Source organism: Citricoccus sp. (genome assembly GCF_032154715.1).
Lineage (GTDB): Bacteria > Actinomycetota > Actinomycetes > Actinomycetales > Micrococcaceae > Citricoccus.
Genome location: NZ_JALDXU010000058.1, coordinates 1 through 20,950, shown reverse-complemented (window position 1 = coordinate 20,950; position 20,950 = coordinate 1). Strand labels below are relative to the sequence as shown.

21 protein-coding genes and 1 pseudogene are annotated in these 20,950 nt (G+C 69.7%); 14 read left to right on the top strand and 8 right to left on the bottom strand.

The features are described 5' to 3' along the window. The 3 genes and pseudogenes from RUH65_RS10590 to RUH65_RS10580 all read left to right on the top strand — a co-directional run. A pseudogene (locus RUH65_RS10590) lies at positions 1-348 on the top strand (ATP-dependent helicase); the annotation flags it as partial. 64 nt (positions 349-412) lie between these two features. Next, positions 413-1,264, top strand: coding sequence for a DNA-methyltransferase (locus RUH65_RS10585; protein WP_396180037.1), 852 nt, complete (start codon positions 413-415; stop codon positions 1,262-1,264). A 27-nt stretch (positions 1,265-1,291) separates the two neighbouring features. Continuing rightward, positions 1,292-2,116 (top strand): fused MFS/spermidine synthase, encoded by an 825-nt coding sequence (locus RUH65_RS10580; RefSeq protein ID WP_313817371.1) that lies wholly within the window; start codon positions 1,292-1,294, stop codon positions 2,114-2,116. A gap of 31 nt (positions 2,117-2,147) precedes the next feature. On the opposite strand, the gene RUH65_RS10575 is transcribed toward RUH65_RS10580, so the two are convergent. Beyond that, entirely contained in the window at positions 2,148-2,996 is an 849-nt protein-coding gene (locus tag RUH65_RS10575) for a PHP domain-containing protein (RefSeq protein ID WP_313817370.1), read from the bottom strand. A gap of 70 nt (positions 2,997-3,066) precedes the next feature. Between RUH65_RS10575 and RUH65_RS10570 the strand changes: the two genes are divergently transcribed. Beyond that, positions 3,067-4,647 carry an aminopeptidase P family protein gene (locus RUH65_RS10570; protein ID WP_313817369.1) on the top strand — a complete coding sequence of 527 codons (1,581 nt, stop codon included), beginning with the start codon at positions 3,067-3,069 and terminating at the stop codon, positions 4,645-4,647. Between the two features lie 16 nt (positions 4,648-4,663). Here the strand turns inward: RUH65_RS10570 and RUH65_RS10565 are convergent, their stop codons facing one another. After that, on the bottom strand, positions 4,664-5,842 hold the full coding sequence (locus RUH65_RS10565; protein ID WP_313817368.1) for a general stress protein: 1,179 nt from the start codon (positions 5,840-5,842) through the stop codon (positions 4,664-4,666). Positions 5,843-5,977: 135 nt separating this feature from the next. Between RUH65_RS10565 and RUH65_RS10560 the strand changes: the two genes are divergently transcribed. The 3 genes from RUH65_RS10560 to RUH65_RS10550 are packed head-to-tail and all read left to right on the top strand — an operon-like array spanning position 5,978 to position 9,272. Next, a complete protein-coding gene (locus tag RUH65_RS10560; RefSeq protein WP_313817367.1) occupies positions 5,978-7,231 on the top strand; it encodes a magnesium transporter MgtE N-terminal domain-containing protein in 1,254 nt (417 codons plus the stop codon). Then, positions 7,231-8,058, top strand: a complete 828-nt coding sequence (locus RUH65_RS10555; protein ID WP_313817366.1) for a DUF1003 domain-containing protein — start codon at positions 7,231-7,233, stop codon at positions 8,056-8,058. The genes RUH65_RS10560 and RUH65_RS10555 overlap by 1 nt, the downstream gene beginning before the upstream one ends. After that, positions 8,055-9,272: an Mrp/NBP35 family ATP-binding protein gene (locus RUH65_RS10550; protein ID WP_313817365.1), complete on the top strand. Its 1,218-nt coding sequence runs from the start codon at positions 8,055-8,057 to the stop codon at positions 9,270-9,272. Before RUH65_RS10555 ends, RUH65_RS10550 begins: the two co-directional genes overlap by 4 nt. A 22-nt stretch (positions 9,273-9,294) precedes the next feature. Here the strand turns inward: RUH65_RS10550 and RUH65_RS10545 are convergent, their stop codons facing one another. Next, the gene (locus RUH65_RS10545) at positions 9,295-10,002 is read right to left on the bottom strand and encodes a twin-arginine translocase TatA/TatE family subunit (RefSeq protein WP_313817363.1); all 708 of its coding nucleotides are present in this window, start codon (positions 10,000-10,002) and stop codon (positions 9,295-9,297) included. Positions 10,003-10,101: 99 nt separating this feature from the next. Then, positions 10,102-11,382 (bottom strand): zf-HC2 domain-containing protein, encoded by a 1,281-nt coding sequence (locus tag RUH65_RS10540; protein WP_313817361.1) that lies wholly within the window; start codon positions 11,380-11,382, stop codon positions 10,102-10,104. 224 nt (positions 11,383-11,606) lie between these two features. Here RUH65_RS10540 and RUH65_RS10535 point away from each other — a divergent pair, with 224 nt between their 5' ends. Continuing rightward, on the top strand, positions 11,607-12,257 hold the full coding sequence (locus tag RUH65_RS10535; RefSeq protein ID WP_313817359.1) for a class I SAM-dependent methyltransferase: 651 nt from the start codon (positions 11,607-11,609) through the stop codon (positions 12,255-12,257). Positions 12,258-12,385: 128 nt separating this feature from the next. On the opposite strand, the gene RUH65_RS10530 is transcribed toward RUH65_RS10535, so the two are convergent. The 3 genes from RUH65_RS10530 to RUH65_RS10520 all read right to left on the bottom strand — a co-directional run bounded on the left by RUH65_RS10530 (position 12,386) and on the right by RUH65_RS10520 (position 13,872). Further along, a complete protein-coding gene (locus RUH65_RS10530; RefSeq protein ID WP_115931645.1) occupies positions 12,386-12,556 on the bottom strand; it encodes a DUF3117 domain-containing protein in 171 nt (56 codons plus the stop codon). A gap of 144 nt (positions 12,557-12,700) precedes the next feature. Further along, the gene (locus tag RUH65_RS10525) at positions 12,701-13,027 is read right to left on the bottom strand and encodes a DivIVA domain-containing protein (protein ID WP_313817357.1); all 327 of its coding nucleotides are present in this window, start codon (positions 13,025-13,027) and stop codon (positions 12,701-12,703) included. Further along, positions 13,024-13,872: a TIGR00730 family Rossman fold protein gene (locus RUH65_RS10520; RefSeq protein ID WP_313817356.1), complete on the bottom strand. Its 849-nt coding sequence runs from the start codon at positions 13,870-13,872 to the stop codon at positions 13,024-13,026. Before RUH65_RS10520 ends, RUH65_RS10525 begins: the two co-directional genes overlap by 4 nt. Before the next feature lie 146 nt (positions 13,873-14,018). Between RUH65_RS10520 and RUH65_RS10515 the strand changes: the two genes are divergently transcribed. The 4 genes from RUH65_RS10515 (at position 14,019) to RUH65_RS10500 (ending at position 17,445) form a co-directional block, all read left to right on the top strand. Next, the gene (locus RUH65_RS10515; RefSeq protein ID WP_313817355.1) at positions 14,019-14,813 is read left to right on the top strand and encodes an amino acid ABC transporter ATP-binding protein; all 795 of its coding nucleotides are present in this window, start codon (positions 14,019-14,021) and stop codon (positions 14,811-14,813) included. A 76-nt stretch (positions 14,814-14,889) separates the two neighbouring features. Beyond that, a complete protein-coding gene (locus tag RUH65_RS10510) occupies positions 14,890-15,762 on the top strand; it encodes a glutamate ABC transporter substrate-binding protein (protein WP_313817354.1) in 873 nt (290 codons plus the stop codon). Between the two features lie 121 nt (positions 15,763-15,883). Then, positions 15,884-16,558 (top strand): ABC transporter permease subunit, encoded by a 675-nt coding sequence (locus RUH65_RS10505; protein WP_313817353.1) that lies wholly within the window; start codon positions 15,884-15,886, stop codon positions 16,556-16,558. Further along, positions 16,555-17,445 (top strand): amino acid ABC transporter permease, encoded by an 891-nt coding sequence (locus RUH65_RS10500; protein WP_313817352.1) that lies wholly within the window; start codon positions 16,555-16,557, stop codon positions 17,443-17,445. Before RUH65_RS10505 ends, RUH65_RS10500 begins: the two co-directional genes overlap by 4 nt. Positions 17,446-17,491: 46 nt before the next feature. Here the strand turns inward: RUH65_RS10500 and dapE are convergent, their stop codons facing one another. Next, positions 17,492-18,778 (bottom strand): succinyl-diaminopimelate desuccinylase, encoded by a 1,287-nt coding sequence (gene dapE / locus RUH65_RS10495; protein ID WP_313817351.1) that lies wholly within the window; start codon positions 18,776-18,778, stop codon positions 17,492-17,494. Between the two features lie 38 nt (positions 18,779-18,816). On the opposite strand from dapE, the gene dapD reads away from it, so the two are divergent. Both dapD and RUH65_RS10485 read left to right on the top strand, forming a co-directional pair. Continuing rightward, entirely contained in the window at positions 18,817-19,869 is a 1,053-nt protein-coding gene (gene dapD / locus RUH65_RS10490; protein ID WP_313817350.1) for a 2,3,4,5-tetrahydropyridine-2,6-dicarboxylate N-succinyltransferase, read from the top strand. An 88-nt stretch (positions 19,870-19,957) separates the two neighbouring features. Continuing rightward, entirely contained in the window at positions 19,958-20,812 is an 855-nt protein-coding gene (locus tag RUH65_RS10485) for a hypothetical protein (protein WP_313817348.1), read from the top strand. Positions 20,813-20,950 lie beyond the last annotated feature (138 nt).

Below are 20,950 nucleotides of genomic sequence, written 5' to 3'. Positions count from 1 at the left end.
CGGGATGGTGGTCGCGAGGGCGGCCGGGGCCGCGGACGCTCCGGCGAGGCCCGCGAGCGTTCGGGCGAGAACCGCGAGCGTTCGGGCGAGAACCGCGAGCGTTCGGGCGAGAACCGCGAGCGCTCCGGTGAGGACCGCAGGGAGCGCGCTCCGCGCGAGGGCGACTCGGGTGAGACGCGCTCCGCGGGTGCGGGCCGGCGTCGTGGTTCCGCCGATGCCTCCGGGACCGCCGCCGAGGGCGGTGCCACGCGCAGCCGCTCGCGGAGCCGCTCCCGCACGCGCCGCAAGAACGGCAGCGTGGTGCAGGGTGGCGAGGCCACCGGCGGTCAGGCACCTTCCGGCGAGTGACGGCCCGGCGGTGCATTTCTCACCGGGTGCAGACGCCCCGGCACGGTGACAGGCCCCGACTACCGTGACCTCTGTGGATGAGTTCCGGCCGGACGGCCCCAATCTGGTGGTGGGGGCGGAGAACCTCGAGTTCCTGCCCTCACTGCCGGACGGCGCGTTCACCCTGGTCTACCTGGATCCCCCGTTCAACACGGGGCGGGCCCAACGGCGTCAGCAGATGTCCATGGTCCGTGCCGTCGCGGGGGAATCGGACCGGGTCGGCTTCGGCGGGCAGAGCTACAAGACCATCAAGGGCGCCCTGGCCTCCTACGACGACGCCTTCGCCGACTACTGGGAGTTCCTCGAACCCCGGTTGCGCGAGGCCTGGCGACTCCTGGCCGATGACGGCACCCTCTACCTGCACCTGGACTACCGGGAGGTGCACTATGCCAAGGTCATGCTGGATGTGATCTTCGGCCGGGAGTGCTTCCTCAACGAGATCATCTGGGCCTACGACTTCGGCGGCCGGTCCAAGCGGAGGTGGCCGAGCAAGCACGACACGATCCTGGTCTACGTCAAGGACCCCAAGGGCTACTGGTTCGACTCCGAAGAGGTCGATCGGGAGCCGTACATGGCACCCGGGCTCGTGACCCCGGAGAAAGTCGCCCGCGGCAAACTGCCCACCGACGTCTGGTGGCACACGATCGTCTCCCCCACCGGCAAGGAGAAGACCGGCTATCCGACCCAGAAGCCGGTGGGCCTGCTCAAGCGGATGGTGGCAGCGTCGTCCCGCCGGGACGACTGGGTGCTCGACTTCTTCGCCGGCTCCGGCACTCTCGGGGCCGCCGCAGCGGCATTGGAGCGGCGCTTCGTGCTCGTGGACCAGAACCCCGAGGCCCTCGAGGTCATGCGCCGCCGGCTGGCCGACCACCTCTGAGCGCCGTGCGCCTGTCAGAATGGCGTGATGGCCGACCCTGACGTGTTCCAACCCACCCGCCGTAGCCTCCAGCTGAGTGTGAGCGGCGAGCAGGCCCGGATCCTCCCGGACGAGCACGACGCCGGCTGGGTGCTGGAGATCGGGGGAGCGGTCCAGTCCCATGTCGATCTGCATGACCCCACCCGGATCCGCTACGAGTACCTGCGCCGGGTGGCCAACGTCCTCGATGCCGTCTGGCCGGGCCACCGGCCCCTGCGCATCCTGCATCTGGGCGCGGGTGCGCTCACCCTGCCCCGCTACGTCCAGCAGACCCGTCCCGGATCCGTCCAGACGGTGGTGGACCTCGACCGCGAGCTGCCGACGCTGGTCTGCTCCGCCCTGCCCCTGCCGGAGGGGACGGACCTGACCGTGGTCATCGGAGACGCCCGCGCCGAACTCACCCGCCTGGAGGGCCGCAGGTTCGACGCCGTCATCCTGGACATCTACACCGCGGTGGACGCCGCCGTCCATCTCACGGGCAGCGAGTTCTACGGCGAGCTGCTGGGGCTTCTGTTGGAGTCCGGCGTGCTGCTGGTGAACATCGGGGATGACACGGGCCTGCGATTCCTGGCCGGTCAGGCCCAGGCCCTGGAGAACGCCGCCGCGCATGCGGGACTGTCCGGTGCCTGGACCCTGGCCGACGCGACGATGCTGGACCGCCTGCAGGCCGGCAACGCGGTCCTGGCTGCCGGCGCCGCTCTCGATGGACCGGACCAGGCGGACCTCCGCACCGGGCTGCTGACGGCCGGACCACATCCGGCCGCGGTGCTGGACCCGGAGCAGACCGCGGCCCTCGCGGCCCGGATCGGCTAAGCCACCGCCACAGCCCGGATCACGGGCGCGGTCACGGCCGGATGACCTCCGTGCCCGTGGCCTGCTCCTCCAGTCGGGCGACCACCTCGTCGGGAGTCGTGTTCTCGCCGATCCGGTTGGGCTTACCGGTTCCGTGGTAATCGGAGGAACCGGTGATGAAGAGATCGTGCTCCCGGGCGAGGAGCCGCAGGGTGCGCCGGGCCTCATCCGGATTGTCCCGGTGGAAGACCTCGATGCCGGCCAGCCCGGCGCCGATCATCTCGCGGAACAGCCCCATGCCGATGACGCGGCCCCGCATGGACGCCATGGGGTGGGCGAAGACCGGCACGCCCCCGGCCTCGAGCACCAGGCGGACGGCGTCCACCGGGTCCGGGGCGTAGTGGCCCACGTAGTAGGGCGAGCGGGGGGTGAGGATCGAGGTGAAGGCGGCCGAGCGGTCCCGGATCACGCCTGCGGTGACCAGGGCGTCGGCGATGTGCGGCCGGCCGATCGTGGCGTCCGGGGTGGCGTGGGCCAGCACCATCTCCCACGTGATGGGGTAGTCCTCTCCCAGTCGCCTGACCATGCGCTGGGCCCGCATGAGCCGGGAGGTCCGGGCCCGGCCGATCTCCTCATTGAGCCCTGGCGCCAGGGGATCGTGCAGGTAGGACAACAGATGCACGCTGATGCCGGTGTCCGAGACGCAGGAGACCTCCATGCCGGGGATGAACGTCAGGCCCGTCTCCACCGCCGCGTGGGCGGCCTCGGACCAGCCGGCGGTGGTGTCATGGTCGGTCAGGGCCAGGCCGGTCAGGCCGGCGCCGGCAGCGGCCCGCACCACGTCCGCGGGCGGTTCGGTGCCATCCGAGATGTGGGAATGCGTGTGCAGGTCGAACGGCATGACCCCCAGACTAGCCAACCGCCCCGGGCTCGCGGGGAAGAACGCGGCGATGAGTGGAATGATGGAAACCATGAACGACGAAACACCCCGGCCCACCGACCAGACCGCGCCCGCCGACCAGGCCAGCGCCGCAGCCGACCAGCCCGTAGAAGACCGCGTGAACAACCGGTCCCAGAAGCCGACCTCGGACGCGTTCAAGCGGTTCATGGGCTCCAGCTGGGCCCCCGCCGAGACCACGCCGGTCCTGCCGGATGCCTCCGCCCCGTTCGCCGCCCGGCGCCGCAAGGCCCTGTCCGAGGGGTTCGAGGGCGAACGTCTCGTCATCCCGGCCGGAGCGCTCAAGGTCCGCTCCAACGACACCGACTACCGTTTCCGCGCCCACTCCGCCTTCGCCCACCTGACCGGCCTGGGCGTGGACCACGAGCCGGAGGCCACCCTCGTCATGGAACCGGTAGATCACGGCGCCGGTGACCATGGCGGGCATCACGAGGCCACCCTGTACTTCCGCCCCATGGCCGGTCGCGATTCCGAGGAGTTCTACTCCAACGCCCGCACCGGTGAGTTCTGGATCGGCACACGTCCCACCCTCGGCGGGCTCCAGGCCCGCACCGGAATCCGCACTGCCGACCTGTCCGAGCTGGAGGTCGCCGTCACCAAGAATGCCGGTGCCGTGGAGATCGGAGGGGTCCGCATCCGCCTGTTGCGCGGCTCCGACCTGGACGTCGAGGCCCTGGTGGACACCTCTCGCATCAACACCGGGGTGGATCTGGAGTTCTCGGACGGCCTGGACGCCCAACTCACCGAGTTCCTCTCCGAGCTGCGCCTGGTCAAGGACGGCTGGGAGATCGAGGAGCTGCGCGGCTCCGTGGCGGCCACCATCGCCGGCTTCGAGGACATCGTCCGCGTCCTGCCCGCCGCCCGCGGCCACGAACGCGGCGAGAGGATCGTGGAGGGGGCGTTCTTCTCCCGGGCCCGCCTCGAGGGCAATGACCTGGGCTATGACACCATCGCGGCCTCCGGCAACAACGCCACCGTGCTGCACTGGATCCGCAACAACGGCGAGGTGCGCTCCGGGGACCTGATCCTCGTGGACGCCGGCGTGGAGGCGGACTCCCTCTACACGGCCGACATCACCCGCACCCTGCCGGTCGACGGAACGTTCTCGCCGATCCAGCGCACCATCTACCAGGCCGTCCTCGAGGCCGCCGACGCCGCCTTCGCCGCCGTGAAGCCCGGCCTGAGGTTCAGGGACATCCACACCACCGCCATGCAGGTGCTGGCCGAGCGGCTGCACGAGTGGGGCCTGCTGCCCGTCTCCGTGGAGGAGGCCCTCTCCCCCGAGGGCCAGCAGCACCGGCGATGGATGCCGCACGGCACCAGCCACCACCTGGGCCTGGACGTGCACGACTGTGCGCAGGCCAAGCGTGAGCTCTACCTGGACGCCGAGATCGTCCCAGGTATGGTCTTCACGATCGAGCCCGGTCTGTACTTCAAGAACGAGGACCTGGCGGTGCCGGAGGAGTACCGCGGCATCGGCGTGCGCATCGAGGACGACATCTACGTCACGGACGAGGGCGCCGAGAACCTCTCTGCCGCCCTGCCGCGCACCCCCGACGAGGTGGAGGCCTGGATGACCCGGCTCCTCGGCTGACGGACCCGGCAGCCGTTCAGTCGCGCCGCTCGGGCTCGTCCTGAGGCGTGTCCGGCTGATCGGCCTCGGGCTGGTCCACGGCCGCCCGGCGTCCGTAGGCCGGCCGCTCGAAGGCCCCCGGCTCGCTCGCGCCGGGTTCCCCCGGCCCGGTCCCGCCGGGCGCCGCGGGCGTGTTGTGGTCCTGGTCCTGTTCCGCGGAACCGGTGCCCGACGTCGGCCGGCCGCCGTCGGCTGTCGGCGCGGTTGCACCGTCGACGGGACGGTTGCGGTCGGAGCGGCGTCCGGAGCCGCGGGCACGGCCGCCGCGGCCCGGCTCCTGCTGGTCCTGCTGGTCCTGCTGGCCGTAGGCCGGGGCCTCGAAGGACGCCGCGGCCTGGCCGCCCGGAGCGTTCTTGGCGGCATTCTCGCTGAGGATGCGTTCCTGGACGGCCTTCGCCTCATCCTCCGGCAGCCGCACCCCGTATTGGGGGCGGCCATCCGGCAAGTCCGGGAACGTGCCGTTGCGGGAGGGAGCCTCGGTCTCCGGCCCCGACGGCACCGGTGCGGTCTCCGCGGCGCGGGCGGCCGGCGTCGGGTCCTGGTGGGCGGCGGGCTCCTGAACGGGCGCCGGGCTGGCCGGGGATTGACTGGTGGGAGACGGGCTGGCCGGAGGCCGCGATGCGGCCGCCTGGTTGACCGGCGGGGCGGGGGTCGGCGCTGCCGGTGCCGGGGTCTGACCCGGGCGGCCCAGCAGCTGCCTGGCCTGGTGCGAGGTCTCGAACTCACAGACCACGTCGAAGTTGGAGGGGACCAGCTGTTGGACCGAGTTCACGCCGCGGCCCTTGCGCAGCGCGTGTCCGATCACGCCGAAGAGCACCCAGATGGCCACGCCGAGACCCACCGTGTACAGGATCTGGAACCCGGATCCGGAGGGGTCGATCAGGGTCATCAGGATGCCGAGCATCACGCCGAAGAAGGCACCCTGGATGGCCGATCGCAGGGCCACGGACGGGTAGGTCAGGCGGTTGCGGATCCGCTCGACGGTGCGCAGGTCGGTGCCGACGACCGACACCGTGCGGACGTCGAACTCCTGCTCGGCCAGTCGGTCCACGACCTTCCGGGCCTCCGCGTAGGTGGGGAAGGACGCCAGCACCTCACCGCGGGGCAGGCCGCTGACCGAGGGGTCGGAGGACGTGGGACCGAAGAGCATGGACATGGGCTCCATTGTGCCGCTCGTGCCGGTGCGGGTCATCACAGCACCCGGATTCTCCGCCACCGGCGTAAGGAGGCGCGCGAATCAGTGGGTGGACGCCAGGGAACACGGCCCGGCCCGGCCGACTAGGCTGGACGGGTGAATGCCCCGAAGATCTTCGTCGCCCGCCTGCTGGGCCTGGACGTGTTCGACCCCCTGGGTGACCGTCTGGGCCGCATGCGCGACGCCGTCGTCACCGAGCGCGGACCGGGCCAACCGCCGGTCGCCGTCGGGATCGTCATCGAGGTGCCGGGCAAGAAGCGCGTGTTCGTGCCGATGACCCGGGTCACCTCACTGGGCGCCGGGCAGATCATCACCACCGGCCTGATCAATCTGCGCCGCTTCGAGCGGCGCGGCGCCGAGTTGATGGTGGCGGCCGACCTCTTCGACCGCCGCGTCACCCTCGCCGACGGTTCCGGGCCGGCCGTGCTCGAGGACCTGGGCCTGGAACAGCAGCGCAATGGTGACTGGCTGGTCAGCGACCTCTATGTCCGGCGGAATGCCGGCCGCAGCGCCTTCGGCCGCGTCCGGGGCGAGCACCTGCTGGTGGGGTGGGGCGGGGCCCGCTGGGCCGCCCGCGAGGAACCTCAGGGGGCGTCCAGCTTCGTGGCCGCCCATGAGGACCTCAAGGCCGCGGACCTGGCCGATGTCCTGCACGAGATGACCACCAAACGCCGGGTCGAGGTGGCCGCCGAGCTGCAAGACGGGCGCCTGGCGGACGTGCTCCAGGAGCTCCCGGACGACGACCAGGTGGAGATCATCTCCAATCTGGACATCGAGCGCGCCGCCGATGTGCTGGAGGAGATGGACCCGGACGACGCCGCCGACCTCCTCCACGAGCTCTCGGACTCCCAGCAGGAACTGCTGCTGGAGCTCATGGAACCCGAGGACGCGGACGATGTCCGCCGCCTGATGGAGTACGAGGAGAACACCGCCGGCTCGGTCATGACGCCGGTCCCCGTCATCATGCCGCCAGAGGCCACGGTGGCCGAGGCCCTGGCGAACATCCGTCAGCAGGAGTTCACCCCGGCCATGGCCTCGCTGGTGATCGTGGCCCGGCCGCCGCTGGAGACGCCCACGGGCCGCTACCTCGGCGTGGTGCATTTCCAGCGCCTGCTGCGGTATCCCCCGCCGGAGCCGCTGGGGAACATCCTGGACAAGGACCTCGAGCCGGTCTCCGACCTCATGCCCCTGCCGGCCGTGACCCGTGAACTGGCCACCTACAACCTGACCTGCATCCCAGTGGTCAACGAGCACCACCGGGTGGTCGGCGCCGTCACCGTGGACGACGTGCTGGACCACCTGTTGCCCGATGACTGGCGCAGCATGGACGATCCTGAGGAGGTGTCCTGATGGCGGACAAGAACCCGGAGACCACCGGCCCGCGCCGTGCCGGCCTCGATACGCCGCTGGGAGCGCGGGGACGCCGCTGGCCCCGGCTGAGCCCCAATCCTGATGCCTTCGGCGAGGCCACGGAGGGCTTCGCCCGGTTCATGGGGACACCCCAGTTCCTGCTGTGGATGACCATCTTCTGCGCCGTCTGGCTCGGCTGGAACACCTTCGCCCCGGAGATGTGGCGCTTCGACTCCGCCGCCATCGGCTTCACCGCCCTGACCCTGGTGTTGTCCCTGCAGGCCTCCTACGCCGCTCCCCTGCTGCTGCTGGCGCAGAATCGCCAGGACGACCGGGACAAGGTCTCCTTGCGTGAGGACCGCAACCGCGCTGAACGCAACCTCGCGGACACCGAATACCTGACCCGTGAGCTGGCCGGCCTGCGCATCGCACTGCAGGACGTGGCCACCCGTGACTTCGTGCGCTCGGAGATGCGCGATGCCGTCGCCGAAATCACCGAGGAGCTCAAGGACGAGGTGCGGGAGAAGATGCGTGCCGAGATCCTGGCCGAGATGGATCAACATCCCGACGCCGGCCCGGCTCCGAAACCGACCGGGTCCAGCTCCCGGAAGCACAAGAAGAAGAAGAACCGGCCCAGCCGCGAGGCCCGCGAGCGCATCGAGGGCGACGAGGACGGCCCCCAGACCACCACGTTGGCCCTCATGGCCGCCGAGGAGGCAGAGGAGTCGACAGCCGAGGGAACAGCCGAGACCGGGCAGACCGGCCCGGCTGACCTCTCCGACCTGGCCGACTCGCAGGACAACCCCAAGGACACCCCCTCCGCATGACCGACACCCCCGACGCTCCCGGCTCCTTCGACGGCCCTGGCACCTTCGACACCCCCGCGTTGACCACGGACCTGGAACGGGCCGCATGGGCCCGGCTCGGCTCAGTCCTGGACCCGGAGATCCGGCGCCCGGTCACGGAGCTGGGCATGGTCGCCTCGATCACCGAGTCCGCCGAGCCGACGGGGCCACCCACCGGCGCAACCGGCGCCGGCCATCTCACCATCGGCATCCGCCTGACCATCGCCGGCTGCCCCCTCCGGGACACCATCACGCAGGACGTGGAACGGGCTCTGGAGGGTCTGGACGGGTGCACGGGAGTCGAGGTCGTCATGGCCGTCATGACCGCCGAGCAGCGTGCCTCGCTCAAGGACCTGCTGACCGCCGGCCGCCCGAAGAACCAGTTCGAGAAGGGCTCGCTCGCCCGGGTCTACGCGGTCGCCTCCGGCAAGGGCGGCGTCGGCAAGTCCACCGTCACGGCCAACCTCGCCACCGCCTTGGCGGACCGGGGTCTCTCCGTCGGACTGGTGGACGCTGACATCCATGGTTTCTCCATCCCCGGCCTGCTCGGCACCACGGCCAAGCCGACCCGGGTGGACGAGATGATCCTGCCCCCGGTGGCCCAGGGCGTGAAGGTCATCTCGATCGGCATGTTCCTCGACGCCGACCGGCCGGTCGCCTGGCGCGGGCCCATGCTGCACCGGGCCCTCGAACAATTCGTCACGGACGTCTACTGGGGAGACCTCGACGTGCTCTTGGTCGACCTGCCGCCGGGTACCGGGGACATCGCGATCTCGGCCGCCCAGCTGCTGCCGACCTCCGAGTTGCTGATCGTCACCACGCCGCAACAGGCGGCGGCACAGGTCGCGGCCCGGGCGGGTGAGCTCGCGGAACAGACGGGCCAGCAGGTCGCCGGCGTCATCGAGAACATGGCGGCCATGACCCTGCCGGATGGAACGGTCCTGGACCTTTTCGGCTCCGGCGGTGGCCAGACTGTTGCGGACCGGCTCACCGGCTCCCTCGGTCATGAGGTGCCGCTGTTGGGCTCGGTCCCGCTGGACCCCCTGCTACGTGAGGACGGCGACGGCGGCACCCCGGTGGTCCTGGAACATCCGGACTCCGCGGCGGGCACCGAGCTGCGGCGCATCGCGGGTGCCCTGGCCGTGCGACCGCGCGGGCTGGCCGGCCTGAAGCTGCCGGTCACACCACGGGACTGATCGGGTCGCCTGCGGGGCCCGGCTACGTGGCGTCGACGTCGAAGGGTGCCGGGCCTCGCGGAACAACCGACGTGACCGACGCACCCGACGCAACGGCGGCCCCGGCCGGCTGACCGGCTGCTGCGTCTGCGTCTGCACCGCCCCTCCTGCCACGGCCACTGCCACCCGCACCGGTGCTGTCGCGAGCGTCGCCCGAGGCTTCCGGACCGCCCAGTTCGTCGACACGGTCATCGGCCTGGGCGCGTTCGCCGTCAGGGGCACCCGCGTTTGCGGCGGAACGGGACTCCGAGCGCCTGGAGGTCTTGCCGAAGAACAACGCCCGAGGATCCATGTCCTTGAGGTCCTCACGCAGCTCGTCGCGCTGGGAGCGCACCGAGCCGAGTTCACCGCGGAGGCCACCCCGCGCGCTCCGTGCCGCCGTGGCGGACCCGCCGGAGGCGCCGGCCGCTCCTGAACCCGAGGTGTCCCCGTCCACGGGGTCGGCCAGGGCGTCCTTGATGATGCGGCGGGGATCGTACTGGCGGGGGTCGTACTTCTTCCAGTCGATCTCGTCGAAGTCGGTGCCCGTCTCTTCCCTGAACTGGGTCTTGGCACCCTCGGCCATGCGCCGCAGGTTGCGGATCCATTCGGTAAGCTTCCGGGCGTACTCGGGGAGCTTCTCCGGTCCGAGGATGAGCACGGCCAGCAGGGCCAGGATGATCAGCTCAGCGCCGTTGATACCGAAGGTCACAAGTCCTCAGCCTACCCGAGCGGCGGGACGCCACCGGAGGTGGTCAGACGGCCCGTCCGGTGCTCGTCCGTCATCTGCCCGCGCCGAACTCCGCAACGGTCATCGGGCATCGACCTCGTGCTCGTCCATCCAGGGCAGGAGGCGCTCGAAACCTCGGGCCAGGCGTTCCCCAGGCCGTTCGTCGGGTGCCTCCCCCGCCTGGACGCGGGACCGTTCCGAGATGACCACCAAGGTCATGACGCGCTCGGCCCGGTCCACCGGCAGATCTGAATCCACCGTGTAGGAGGCGTTCGCGGTCTGCGCCGTGGCCGTCCACGTGCCGTCGCCCAGATCGAGAACGGACATCTCCACGCCGACGGGCAGTCTGCGGGTCTCCCCGGACGCGGCCACGGTGCCAGCCCCGGCTGCGGCGCGGACGTCCCCCTTCGCCAGCGGACAGCCGGGGATCCCAGCGTCCTCGCCCAGCGAGCGGCACTCGTGCAGCACCAGTGAGGCCTCCTCGCCCTGGAGCGACATCATCACCTCGGCGGTCTTCTCCTCCACAGTCCACCCCGTGGACTCATGACGCAGTCCCAGTCCGTTCAGTGAGGGGACGTTCCATCCCAGTCGCCGCAGGTCGGTGATCATCTCCGGGGTCAACGCCATCGCCTCGGCCACGGCGACATCAGCGGAAATCTCGCCCTCAGCGGGATGGGCGGAGTCCGACGGGGACGGGAGGGAGGGGGCCAGCGCCGGTCCACCGACGCCGGCCGGCGAAAGCACCGCGGAACCACTTGAATCGTCGGTGGTGCCCGGGGTGTCCGTGCCCGGGGTGCCGGTCTCGGCGTCCGGCGACCCGGACGGCACAGGTGCCGCGCCGGCGTCGGGCTCCTCCGCCGAGGAACTCACGGAGGCGGACGGCAGGAGCAGGTTCTCACCGGCCTCCGGACTGGCGACGGCCTCCGGATCACCCGCGATCCACGCCGTGGACAGCACCACTGCGGCGGCCAGGCCAACGGCTCCCAGCCCCATGACCACCTTCCAGCCGGCCACGCCCTCTCGTTCCTCCAGCACGGGAGGCACCGCCGGGCGGGCGCCGGCGGCAGACCCCCCGGAGTGAGAGGCCCACGTGGAGGGCGATGGCGGCACCGCCCACGGCGATGCCGGTGAGGTCGGGTCGGACTGAGACGACGGGGAGGAAGAATTCGTCGGATACGTCGAGGCCGCAGCCGGAGAGCGGGACAAAGAGGAGGCGGCCTGGAGGATGCGTTGGCGCTGCTCCACCTCGTGGCGGCATGCGGCACACTGCTCGAGATGGAGGGAGATCCGCTCACGGGCGGCCGGGGAGAGGGCGTCCTCCACATAGGAGTCGAATCGTGCCCGGGGATGGAAGACCGCCATCAGAGCGGTCCCTTCCCTCCGGAGGTGTGTGCGGGGAGCGGCACGAGGGGGGTGGTGCAGTTGGGAATGATCACTGCAGTCGACTCCTTTCCGTACCCATCCAGTCTGGCCCCTTTTGCTGTGAGGAGCCTGAGCATGGGAGCGTGTCGTTTGAATCGCCGTAGACTGGATGGCTGGTCGGCACCCCCGGCTTCACCGCCGCACGAGAGAATCGAGCACGCCCCATGAAGGCCCTGAGCCCCCACCAGACGGACAAGCATGCCAGTTGGGCATTCGCGGAGTCCCGTCCGGCCGAGGACGACGTGCTCCTGCGCGCCCGGGAGCGGTCCTCCGACCTGGGGATCGTGCCGGTCACCGAGGGCACCGCCGCCCTGCTGACCGTCTTGGCCGCCACCCGCTCCCCCGCGACCCTGGTGGAGATCGGCACCGGTGCCGGCGTCTCCGGCATCGCCTTGATGCGCGGTCTCACCCGGGACGCCATGCTGACCACCATCGACCCCGATGCCGAGGCTCTGCGTGCGGCCCGCGAGGGCTTCGCCGAGGGCGGGTTCCCCGCCAACCGCACCCGCATGATCACGGGGCGGGCCCGCACCGTGGTCCCGCGGCTCAACAGCAAGGCCTACGACCTGGTGCTCCTCGATGCGGACAAGGCCTCGCTGGTCTTCCACGTGGAGCAGGCCGCCCGGCTGCTGCGTCCCGGGGGTCTGCTGATCGTCAACGACGCCCTCGACGAGGATCGGGTCCCCAAGCCCGCCGTCCGAGAGGCGTCGACCGTCGCCGCCCGGGAGGCCGGCAAGCTGCTGAGGGACGAGGAGACCTGGCATTCCGCGCTGGTCCCCACCGGGTCCGGCGTGCTGTTGGCGGTGCGCCGCTGAGCGCCCAGACCGCCACCGCCCGGTTCCGCCCGGATCCGCCCGGGCAGGGAAAAGCCCCCGGAGCCACCGCCGTCGGGCCGTGGATCCGGGGGCTTGCTGGTACGGGCCTGCAACGCCGGTCAGGGACGTCAGGCGTCGGTGACGCCGACGAGGCACTCCCTGAGCGCGTTCGCCTCATCCTTGTTGAGTTCAAGCACCAGGCGGCCGCCGCCGTCGATCGGCACGCGCATGATCAGGCTCCGGCCCTCCTTGGTCACTTCCATGGGACCATCCCCGGTACGAGGCTTCATGGCTGCCATCTGTGTTCCCTTCTCGATGCGGTCCCCCTCGTCACAGCGAGGCCGCAAGACTATACGTGCGGTCGTCAGGGCTAAAGGCGTCCCCTGGCGACCCGCGGAGCGCTTGACACCCCTATTATTCCGGATTCGGCCCCGTGCCGCTAATCACACGACGTCATCTGCGCTTTTGCCGGGGCCTCTCCCCGCCAGTTGACGCAGTCTCGCGATCTCCGCATCCCGCTCGGCCAGCGCTCCGGACAGCGTCTCGAGCACCTCGTCGACCTGGTCCATGCGGTATCCGCGCAGTCCCGGCGAAAAGCGCAGTCCCTCCACGTCTGCCGCCTCCGGAGTCGGGGGCAGCAGCACCGGCGGCAGCGCACGCACGGGCTCCGAGAGGGGCGCTGCGAACCCCGTGGTGCCCGTGACGGCCAGGGCGAGAAGCCCCACCACCACGACGGCGGCCACCAGGACCAGCACCATGAACACGTTCACTGGGGATCACCCGACGCAAACCCGTGATCCGCCGTGATCCGCTGGTGATCCGGGTCCCAGTCCTCCCGATCGGGCCAACGTCCGCCGGCCACCGTGTTGAGCACCAGGTCCACGGCCTCTTCCGGGGAGTCGGCCAGCTGGAGCAAGCTCACGTCGGCGGGATTGACCATGCCGCGCTCGACCAGGCTGTCCCTGATCCAGTCCACGAGCGGGCCCCAGAAGTCCCGCCCCAGCAGCACCACCGGAAAGGCGGTGACCTTCCCGGTCTGAACCAGGGTGAGGGCCTCGAACAGCTCGTCCAGGGTGCCCAGTCCACCGGGGACCACCACGAATCCCTGGGAGTACTTCAGGAACATCACCTTGCGCACGAAGAAGTAGCGGAAGTCGACGCCGAGGTCGACCCAGTCGTTCATACCCTGCTCATGGGGCAACTCGATGCCCAGGCCGACCGACAGTCCTCCGGCCTCCTTGGCGCCGCGGTTGGCCGCCTCCATGGCCCCGGGCCCGCCTCCGGTGACCACGCCGAAACCCGCCTCGGCCAGTCGGCGCCCCACCTCTCGGGCCTGCTCGTACTCGGCCGCGCCCGGTCCGGTGCGCGCGGACCCGAACACGGAGATGGCGGGACCCAGGTCCGCCAGGGCACCGAAGCCCTCGACGAACTCGCCCTGGATGCGCAGCACCCGCCACGCGTCCGTGGTGGTGGACTGACGTTCCGATGACCGCGGGTCATCGGAACGGAGCAGCAATTGGTCGAAGGTCGGACCGGCGGCAGCAGCACCGCGCAGGGTTTGGGGGCCGCGCCGGATGCGCGGGGCGGAGGCGCCCGCATCGCCGTGAGGTGACATGAGCCCAGCCTATCGCCGCCCCCGGACCACCGGTCCCGGACCGAATCGCGCAAGGAGTGTTTCAGAAAGGCAACGATTGGATTAAAAGCGCCCTGACGACCACCTCCTGATGATCTGGTCTGACCTTGTCCTATAGTCTCTCCCCTATGACGCAGAGCACACCGGCCCCGACGGATCCCCCCGCAGCCGACTCCACCGCGAAGCGAGCCCTCGTTGAACTCGACAACGTCAACAAACACTTCGGCTCATTCCAGGCATTGAAGGACATCAACCTGACCATTCCCGAGGGGCAGGTCGCGATCGTCATCGGCCCCTCCGGCTCCGGCAAGTCAACGCTCTGCCGCACCATCAACCGCCTCGAGACCATCGATGAGGGCGGCACCATCCGCATCGATGGGAAGCCGCTCCCCGCAGAGGGCAAGGGGCTCGCCCAATTGCGGGCCGACGTCGGAATGGTCTTCCAGTCCTTCAACCTCTTCGCCCACAAATCGATCGTGGAGAACGTGACCCTGGGACCGATCAAGGTCAAGGGCGTCAAGAAGTCCCAGGCCAACGACGAGGCCATGGCGTTGCTGGAACGCGTCGGGGTCGCACAGCAGGCCAAGAAGATGCCCGCCCAGCTCTCCGGCGGCCAGCAGCAGCGCGTCGCCATCGCCCGCGCGCTGGCGATGAAGCCCAAGGTGATGCTCTTCGACGAGCCGACGTCCGCCCTGGATCCCGAGATGGTCCAGGAGGTCCTGGACGTGATGGTCCAGCTGGCGCACGAGGGCATGACCATGGTCGTGGTCACCCACGAGATGGGCTTCGCCCGCAAAGCCGGTGACCGTGTCATCTTCATGGACCAGGGTGCCATCCTCGAGGACACCGATCCGGAATCGTTCTTCATGAATCCGCAGCACCCCCGGGCCAAGGACTTCCTCGGGAAGATCCTGACCCACTGAACCACCTGACCAACACCGTCACCACTTCATCACTCGCATCACCGCACCCATCATCAGTACCGCCTCTGGAGGAACAATGCGCAAGAAGCTCCTTTCCACCGCTGCCATCGCCGCGTCGGCCGCCCTCGTCCTGTCCGCCTGCTCGCCGTCCTCCACCGAAGAGGGTGGCGACGCCGGGGGCAGTGAGACCGCAGGTGGCGGCGATTCCGTCCGCATCGGCATCAAGTTCGACCAGCCGGGTCTCGGCTTCCGCGAGGGCAGCGGCGATCCGACCGGATTCGACGTGGACGTGGCCAAGTACGTGGCCACCGAGCTGGGTTACACGGAGGACCAGATCGAATGGGTCCAGACTCCTTCCGCCAACCGGGAGAACGCCCTGGAGGGCGGCGAGGTCGACATGATCTTCGCGACCTACTCCATCACCGACGAGCGCGCCGAGCGCGTGGGCTTTGCCGGACCGTACTTCGTGGCCGGCCAGGACCTGCTGGTCCGCGCCGACGACACCGAGATCACCGGCCCGGAGGACCTGGAGGGCAAGAACCTGTGCTCGGTGACCGGTTCCACCTCCGCTCAGACCATCCAGGACGAGTACGCCGAGGGCGTGGAACTGGTGGAGCAGGGCGGCTACGCCGAATGCGTGACCTACCTCGAGTCCGGCCAGGTTGACGCCGTCACCACCGACGACATCATCCTCGCCGGCCTGGCCGCGACCCCGGAGAACTCCGGCAAGTTCAAGGTCGTGGGCAACGCCTTCACCGTGGAGCGCTACGGCGTTGGCATCCCGCAGGGTTCCGAGGAATGCCAGGCCATCAACGATGCCATCACCAAGATGAAGGACGAAGGCGCCTGGGAAGAGGCCCTGACCACCAACACCGAGGGCACCGGCTACACGCCGGACGAGGAGTTGAACAACGGACCCGAGGCGGAGCTGGAATCCTGCGAGGCCTGATCACCACCATCGCACCGTGACGCGGCGGTGAGCCGGGCACCCGCCCGGCGCACCGTCGTCGTCTCCCTCAGGCCAGCACCCGCAGCTCCCCCCAGCTGCCGGCCTCCGACTCAGGAAGCTCATGAACGGATTCCTCGAACTCTTCGCCGACTATGACATCCTCGGCGCCTTCTGGATGAACATCCGGCTGACGTTTCTGGCGGCCATCGGCTCCTTCGCCCTCGGCACCATTCTGGCCCTCTTCCGGATTTCTCCCGTCGGCTCCCTCCGGAGTATCGGCACGTCCTACGTGAACACGGTCCGCAACACGCCGTTGACCATCATCATGGTGCTCGGCGTACTGGCCGTCTGGGGCCAGCTGCAGATCACGTTCTCCTCGGACTTCGACCTGAACTTCTTCATCTACGCCGTGATCTCGTTGACCCTCTACCACGCGGCGTTCGTGTGCGAGGCGATCCGCTCGGGCGTCAACACAGTGCCCCTCGGCCAGGCCGAGGCCGCGAGGGCGATCGGGCTCAGCTTCCTCCCGGCCGCCCGCCTGGTGGTGCTCCCCCAGGCCCTGCGCGGCGCGATCACGCCGCTGGGCAACACACTCATCGCCCTGACCAAGAACACCACGGTGGCCGCGGCCGCCTCCGTGGCAGAGGCCTCCGGGCTGATGAGGACCATGATCGAGTTCAACCCGGACCTGATGATCTACATCTTCCTCACCATCGCGATCGGATTCTGCATCATCGTGATTCCCATGGGCATCCTGACCACCTGGCTCTCCGACAAATGGGCGGTGGTCCGATGAAGGCACAGGCCTCCGTCCTCTTCGACGCCCCGGGACCCAGGGCACGGCGCAATATCCTGATCTCCAATGCGATCGCCCTCGCCGTGGTCCTGGTGGTGGTCATCCTCGTGCTGATGCAGTTGGACCGGCAGGGTCAGCTGGCCCCCACCCAGTGGACCAATGCCCTCAACGCCAACGCCTGGACCAACTACTACCTTCCGGGCCTCCAGTTCACCCTGCAGTCCTCCGGCATCGCCGTGGTCACGGCCCTCATCTTCGGGCTGATCTTCGGCTTCCTGCGGTTGGCGCCGTTCGCCATCATCCGCGGTATTTCGGGTGTCATCGTCGAGTTCTTCCGCGCCGTTCCGGTGCTGGTGATGATGTTCTTCCTGTACTTCTTCTTCTCGCGCGTGGTGGCCCCCACCGGCTTCATCGCCTCCGCTGACGCCGCCTACTACGGCGTGATCGTGGGCCTGACGCTGTACAACGGTGCCGTGATCGCCGAGTTGGTCCGATCGGGCGTGAGATCCCTGCCCAAGGGCCAGCGCGAGGCGGCGGCGGCCGTCGGCATGACGATCAACCAGTCATTGCGGCTCGTGGAGGTGCCGCAAGCACTGACCGCCATGCTGCCGTCCCTGCTCAGTCAGTTCGTGGTCATCCTCAAGGACTCCGCCTTGGGCTACCTGATCGGCTTCTACGAGCTGCTGCAGTATTCCCGCCAGCTGGGCTCGGGCTACTCGAACATCCTGCAGACGCTGGTCGTGGCGGCACTGATCTTCATCGTCATCAACTTCATCCTGACGTGGCTGGCGACGAAGCTGGCCGGCACTCTGTCCTCCCGCACCGGTGGAGAAACTGCACCGGCCACCTCCACCACCATGGTGCCCACCACTGCGGTCGCCAAGTAACACGTCAGCGGGCCGACCGCCGGCCCGGAACCGGATCCGCAGCTGGTCAGGACAACGTGGACGCCGAGCCGGCGACCGGCACCAGCCACCGGCGCAGGGCGGCCAGGCAGTCGCGCACGGCACCGGCCGTGACGTGTTCGTCATCCGTGTGCGCGAGCAGGGCGTCCCCGGGACCGAAATTCACGGCCGGCACCCCGAGTTCGGAGAACCGAGCGACGTCTGTCCAGCCGTACTTCGGCATCGGCGTCCCTCCCACGGCCGCGACGAAGGCGGCGGCGGCCGGACGGTCCAGTCCAGGCCGGGCCGAGGGCGACTCGTCCACGATCTCCACCCGGTCACGCCCGATGCCGGCCTCTGCCAGCACCGCGTACACGTGGGCATGGGCCTGTTCAAGGTCCTTGTCCGGGGCGAACCGGTAGTTGACCTCCACGGTGCAGGCGTCCGGGATGACGTTGCCGGCCGTCCCGCCGTTGATCCGGACCGCGTTCAGGCCCTCCCGGTAGTCGAGTCCCTCGACCGTGATGGTGGCGGGCCGGTAGGCGGTCAGCGCCGCCAGCAGGGGCCCGGCCGCGTGGATGGCGTTCTCCCCCCTCCAGGCCCGCCCGGAGTGGGCCGCCACCCCGGGCACCGTGACGACATAACGATTGGTCCCATTGCAGCCACCCTCCACCACACCGTCGGTGGGCTCCAGCAGCACGGCGAAGTCGGCCTGCACCAGTTCCGGAGCCTCGCGGGCCACCCGGGCCAGCCCCGAGTGCTCGGAACCGACCTCCTCGTGGTCATAGAACACCCACGTGACGTCGTGCTCGGGAAGAGGGCCGGCGTCGTGCCCGATCCAGCCGGCCAGCGCCAGCTGGACAGCCACCCCGGACTTCATGTCCGTGGCACCACGGCCGTAGAGCACATCCGTGTCCGCCGGGCCGGCCGTCCCTGTTTCGGACATCTCCCTCTCCGACGTCCCGGTTTCGGACGTTCCGGTTTCGGCCGGCAGGAGCGCGGCGCCGGCCGGCGACTCCCAGGTGGAGGGCACCGTCCCGCGCGCGCCGGGGGTGGTCGGCAGCGGCACCGTGTCCAGGTGCCCGGCGAGCACGACGCGGGCCGGCAGCCCGAAGTCCGTGCGCGCCACGACGCTGTCTCCGATGCGGTGAACCTCCAACCGCGGCAGTCGGCCCAGGGCGGCCTCCACTGCGTCGGCCAGCGGGGTCTCGTGGTCGGAGACCGAGGGGATGTCCAGCAACGCGGCCGTCAGCGTCGCCACATCCGAGTCGAGGGGTGGCAGGACGGGGACGGGATGGGCGGATTCGGTCCCGGCGGCGTGGCTGGTGGTTTTCATGCCCGTCAGTCTAAGTCCGGGCCAGTAGGATATTTCCCATGACTTCCACCCCCACCCAGCCGGGTTCCAGCCTGTCCGCCGACCGATCCGACCACGCTGACGATGCTCAGGCGGGCAGTGAGCGCACGGCCTCGGGCGTCGGCCTGGCTACGGTGGCGGACGATGGCACCGTGCTTGATGTCTGGTATCCCGCCCCGGTGCTCGGCATTGACGGCGGCGGGCTGGAGGCCGAGCTGGCTGAGGTGGCGGTCACCGACGCCGATCGGGGTACCCGCCAACAGGTGCACACCGTCCAGATCGATCTCGACGCAGCCCCCGCAGACGCCCTGGACGCCTGGTTGCGCCTGCACCTGCTGTCCCACCGGCTGGTGCGGCCGAACACCATCAACCTGGACGGCGTCTTCGGAGTCCTGGCCAACGTGGTGTGGACGAACTTCGGCCCCTGCCTGCCGGCCGGATTCGAGACCACACGGCTCCGGCTGCGTGCCCGCGGTCCCGTGCAGGTCTACGGCGTGGACAAGTTCCCCCGCATGACCGACTACGTCGTGCCCACGGGCGTGCGCATCGGCGACGCGGACCGGGTCCGGCTCGGGGCCCATCTGGCCGAAGGCACCACCGTGATGCATGAGGGCTTCGTCAACTTCAACGCCGGCACGTTCGGCGCATCCATGGTCGAGGGCAGGATCTCGGCCGGGGTCGTGGTGGGCGACGGCTCCGACGTGGGCGGCGGCGCGTCCATCATGGGCACCCTCTCCGGTGGAGGATCCCAGCGGATCACCATCGGCGAGCGGGTGCTGCTGGGTGCCAATTCCGGCGTGGGCATCTCCGTCGGCGACGATTCCGTGATCGAGGCGGGGCTCTACATCACGGCCGGCACCCGGGTGGCCGTGCGCATGGACTCCGGTGCCGGATCCACCGGGGAGACGGGGCAGGCCGGCGGAGAGGCCACCCACGAGACCACCGTCAAGGCCCTCGATCTCTCGGGTGTCCCACACCTGCTGTTCCGCCGCGACTCCTCCACCGGTCAGGTCCAGGCCCTGCCCCGCGCGGGCCAGACCGTGGCCCTCAACGACGCCCTGCACGCCAACTGACTCCGAGTCACCCGAGCATGCCGAACACTGCCGCGTCACGCCCACTGATGCCGTCCGGCCTCGACCGTGGGCCGGGCGTGCTGCGCCGATGAGCAAGCGTTCCCGGCGGCGCTGGCGCGCGCTGATGGTCCTCGTGATCTGCCTGGCCGTGGTGACCGCCGGCGCCTGGGTGGCCTCCCGGTTCATCGATTCCTCGGAGATCCTGGTCCGGGAGCACTGCACGGCGATCGTCGGAACAGAGTCCTTCAGGCTCGCGCCCGACCAGGCGGCCAACGCGGCCCTGATCTCCGCAGTGTCCCTGGACCGTGGCCTGCCGGCCCGGGCCGCCTCCATCGGCATCGCCACGGGCTTTCAGGAGTCGAAGCTGCGCAACATCGACTATGGCGACGATGCCGGTCCGGACTCGAGGGGTCTGTTCCAGCAGCGGCCGTCCCAGGGCTGGGGCTCCGAGGAGCAGGTCATGGACCCGGTCTACGCGGCGAACCGCTTCTACCAGGAACTCGAGGAGCTGGTGCCGGACTTCGAGGACCTCGACATCACCGTCGCCGCCCAGAGGGTCCAGCGCTCGGCGTTCCCCGACGCCTACGCAGACCACGAGCCCGAGGGCCGGGCCTATGCCTCGGCGCTGACCGGTCACTCCCCCGCGGCCTTGAACTGTGTGCTGAAGTCACCGGCCGAACCCGGCGATGCCGACGCCATGTCCGCCGCCCTGCAGGACCAGTTGTCCTCGGCGCAGCCTCAGGTGTCCGACGACGGCCGATCGGCCACCATCCCGGCTTCCGGGACGCGCGGCTGGGCGCTCGTGCAGTGGGCCGTGGCCAACGCCGATCAATTCGACATCACTTCTGCCTCATTCGGAGGCCAGGGCTGGGTCCGGGCCGATCACGGTTGGGCCCCGGCCACGGGCACCGACGGCGCGGTGACCTTGACCTTCGCCGGGTGAGCTGCGGGCCGATCAGCTCCGTCACCCTCACCGTCCGCACGTCGTCCGCGCTGCCTCACCTCACCGTCCGCCCCACCGTCCGCTTTAACCCGTTAACCCGGTGATCGTGACGAGTCACGGTGATCATCACCGTGACTC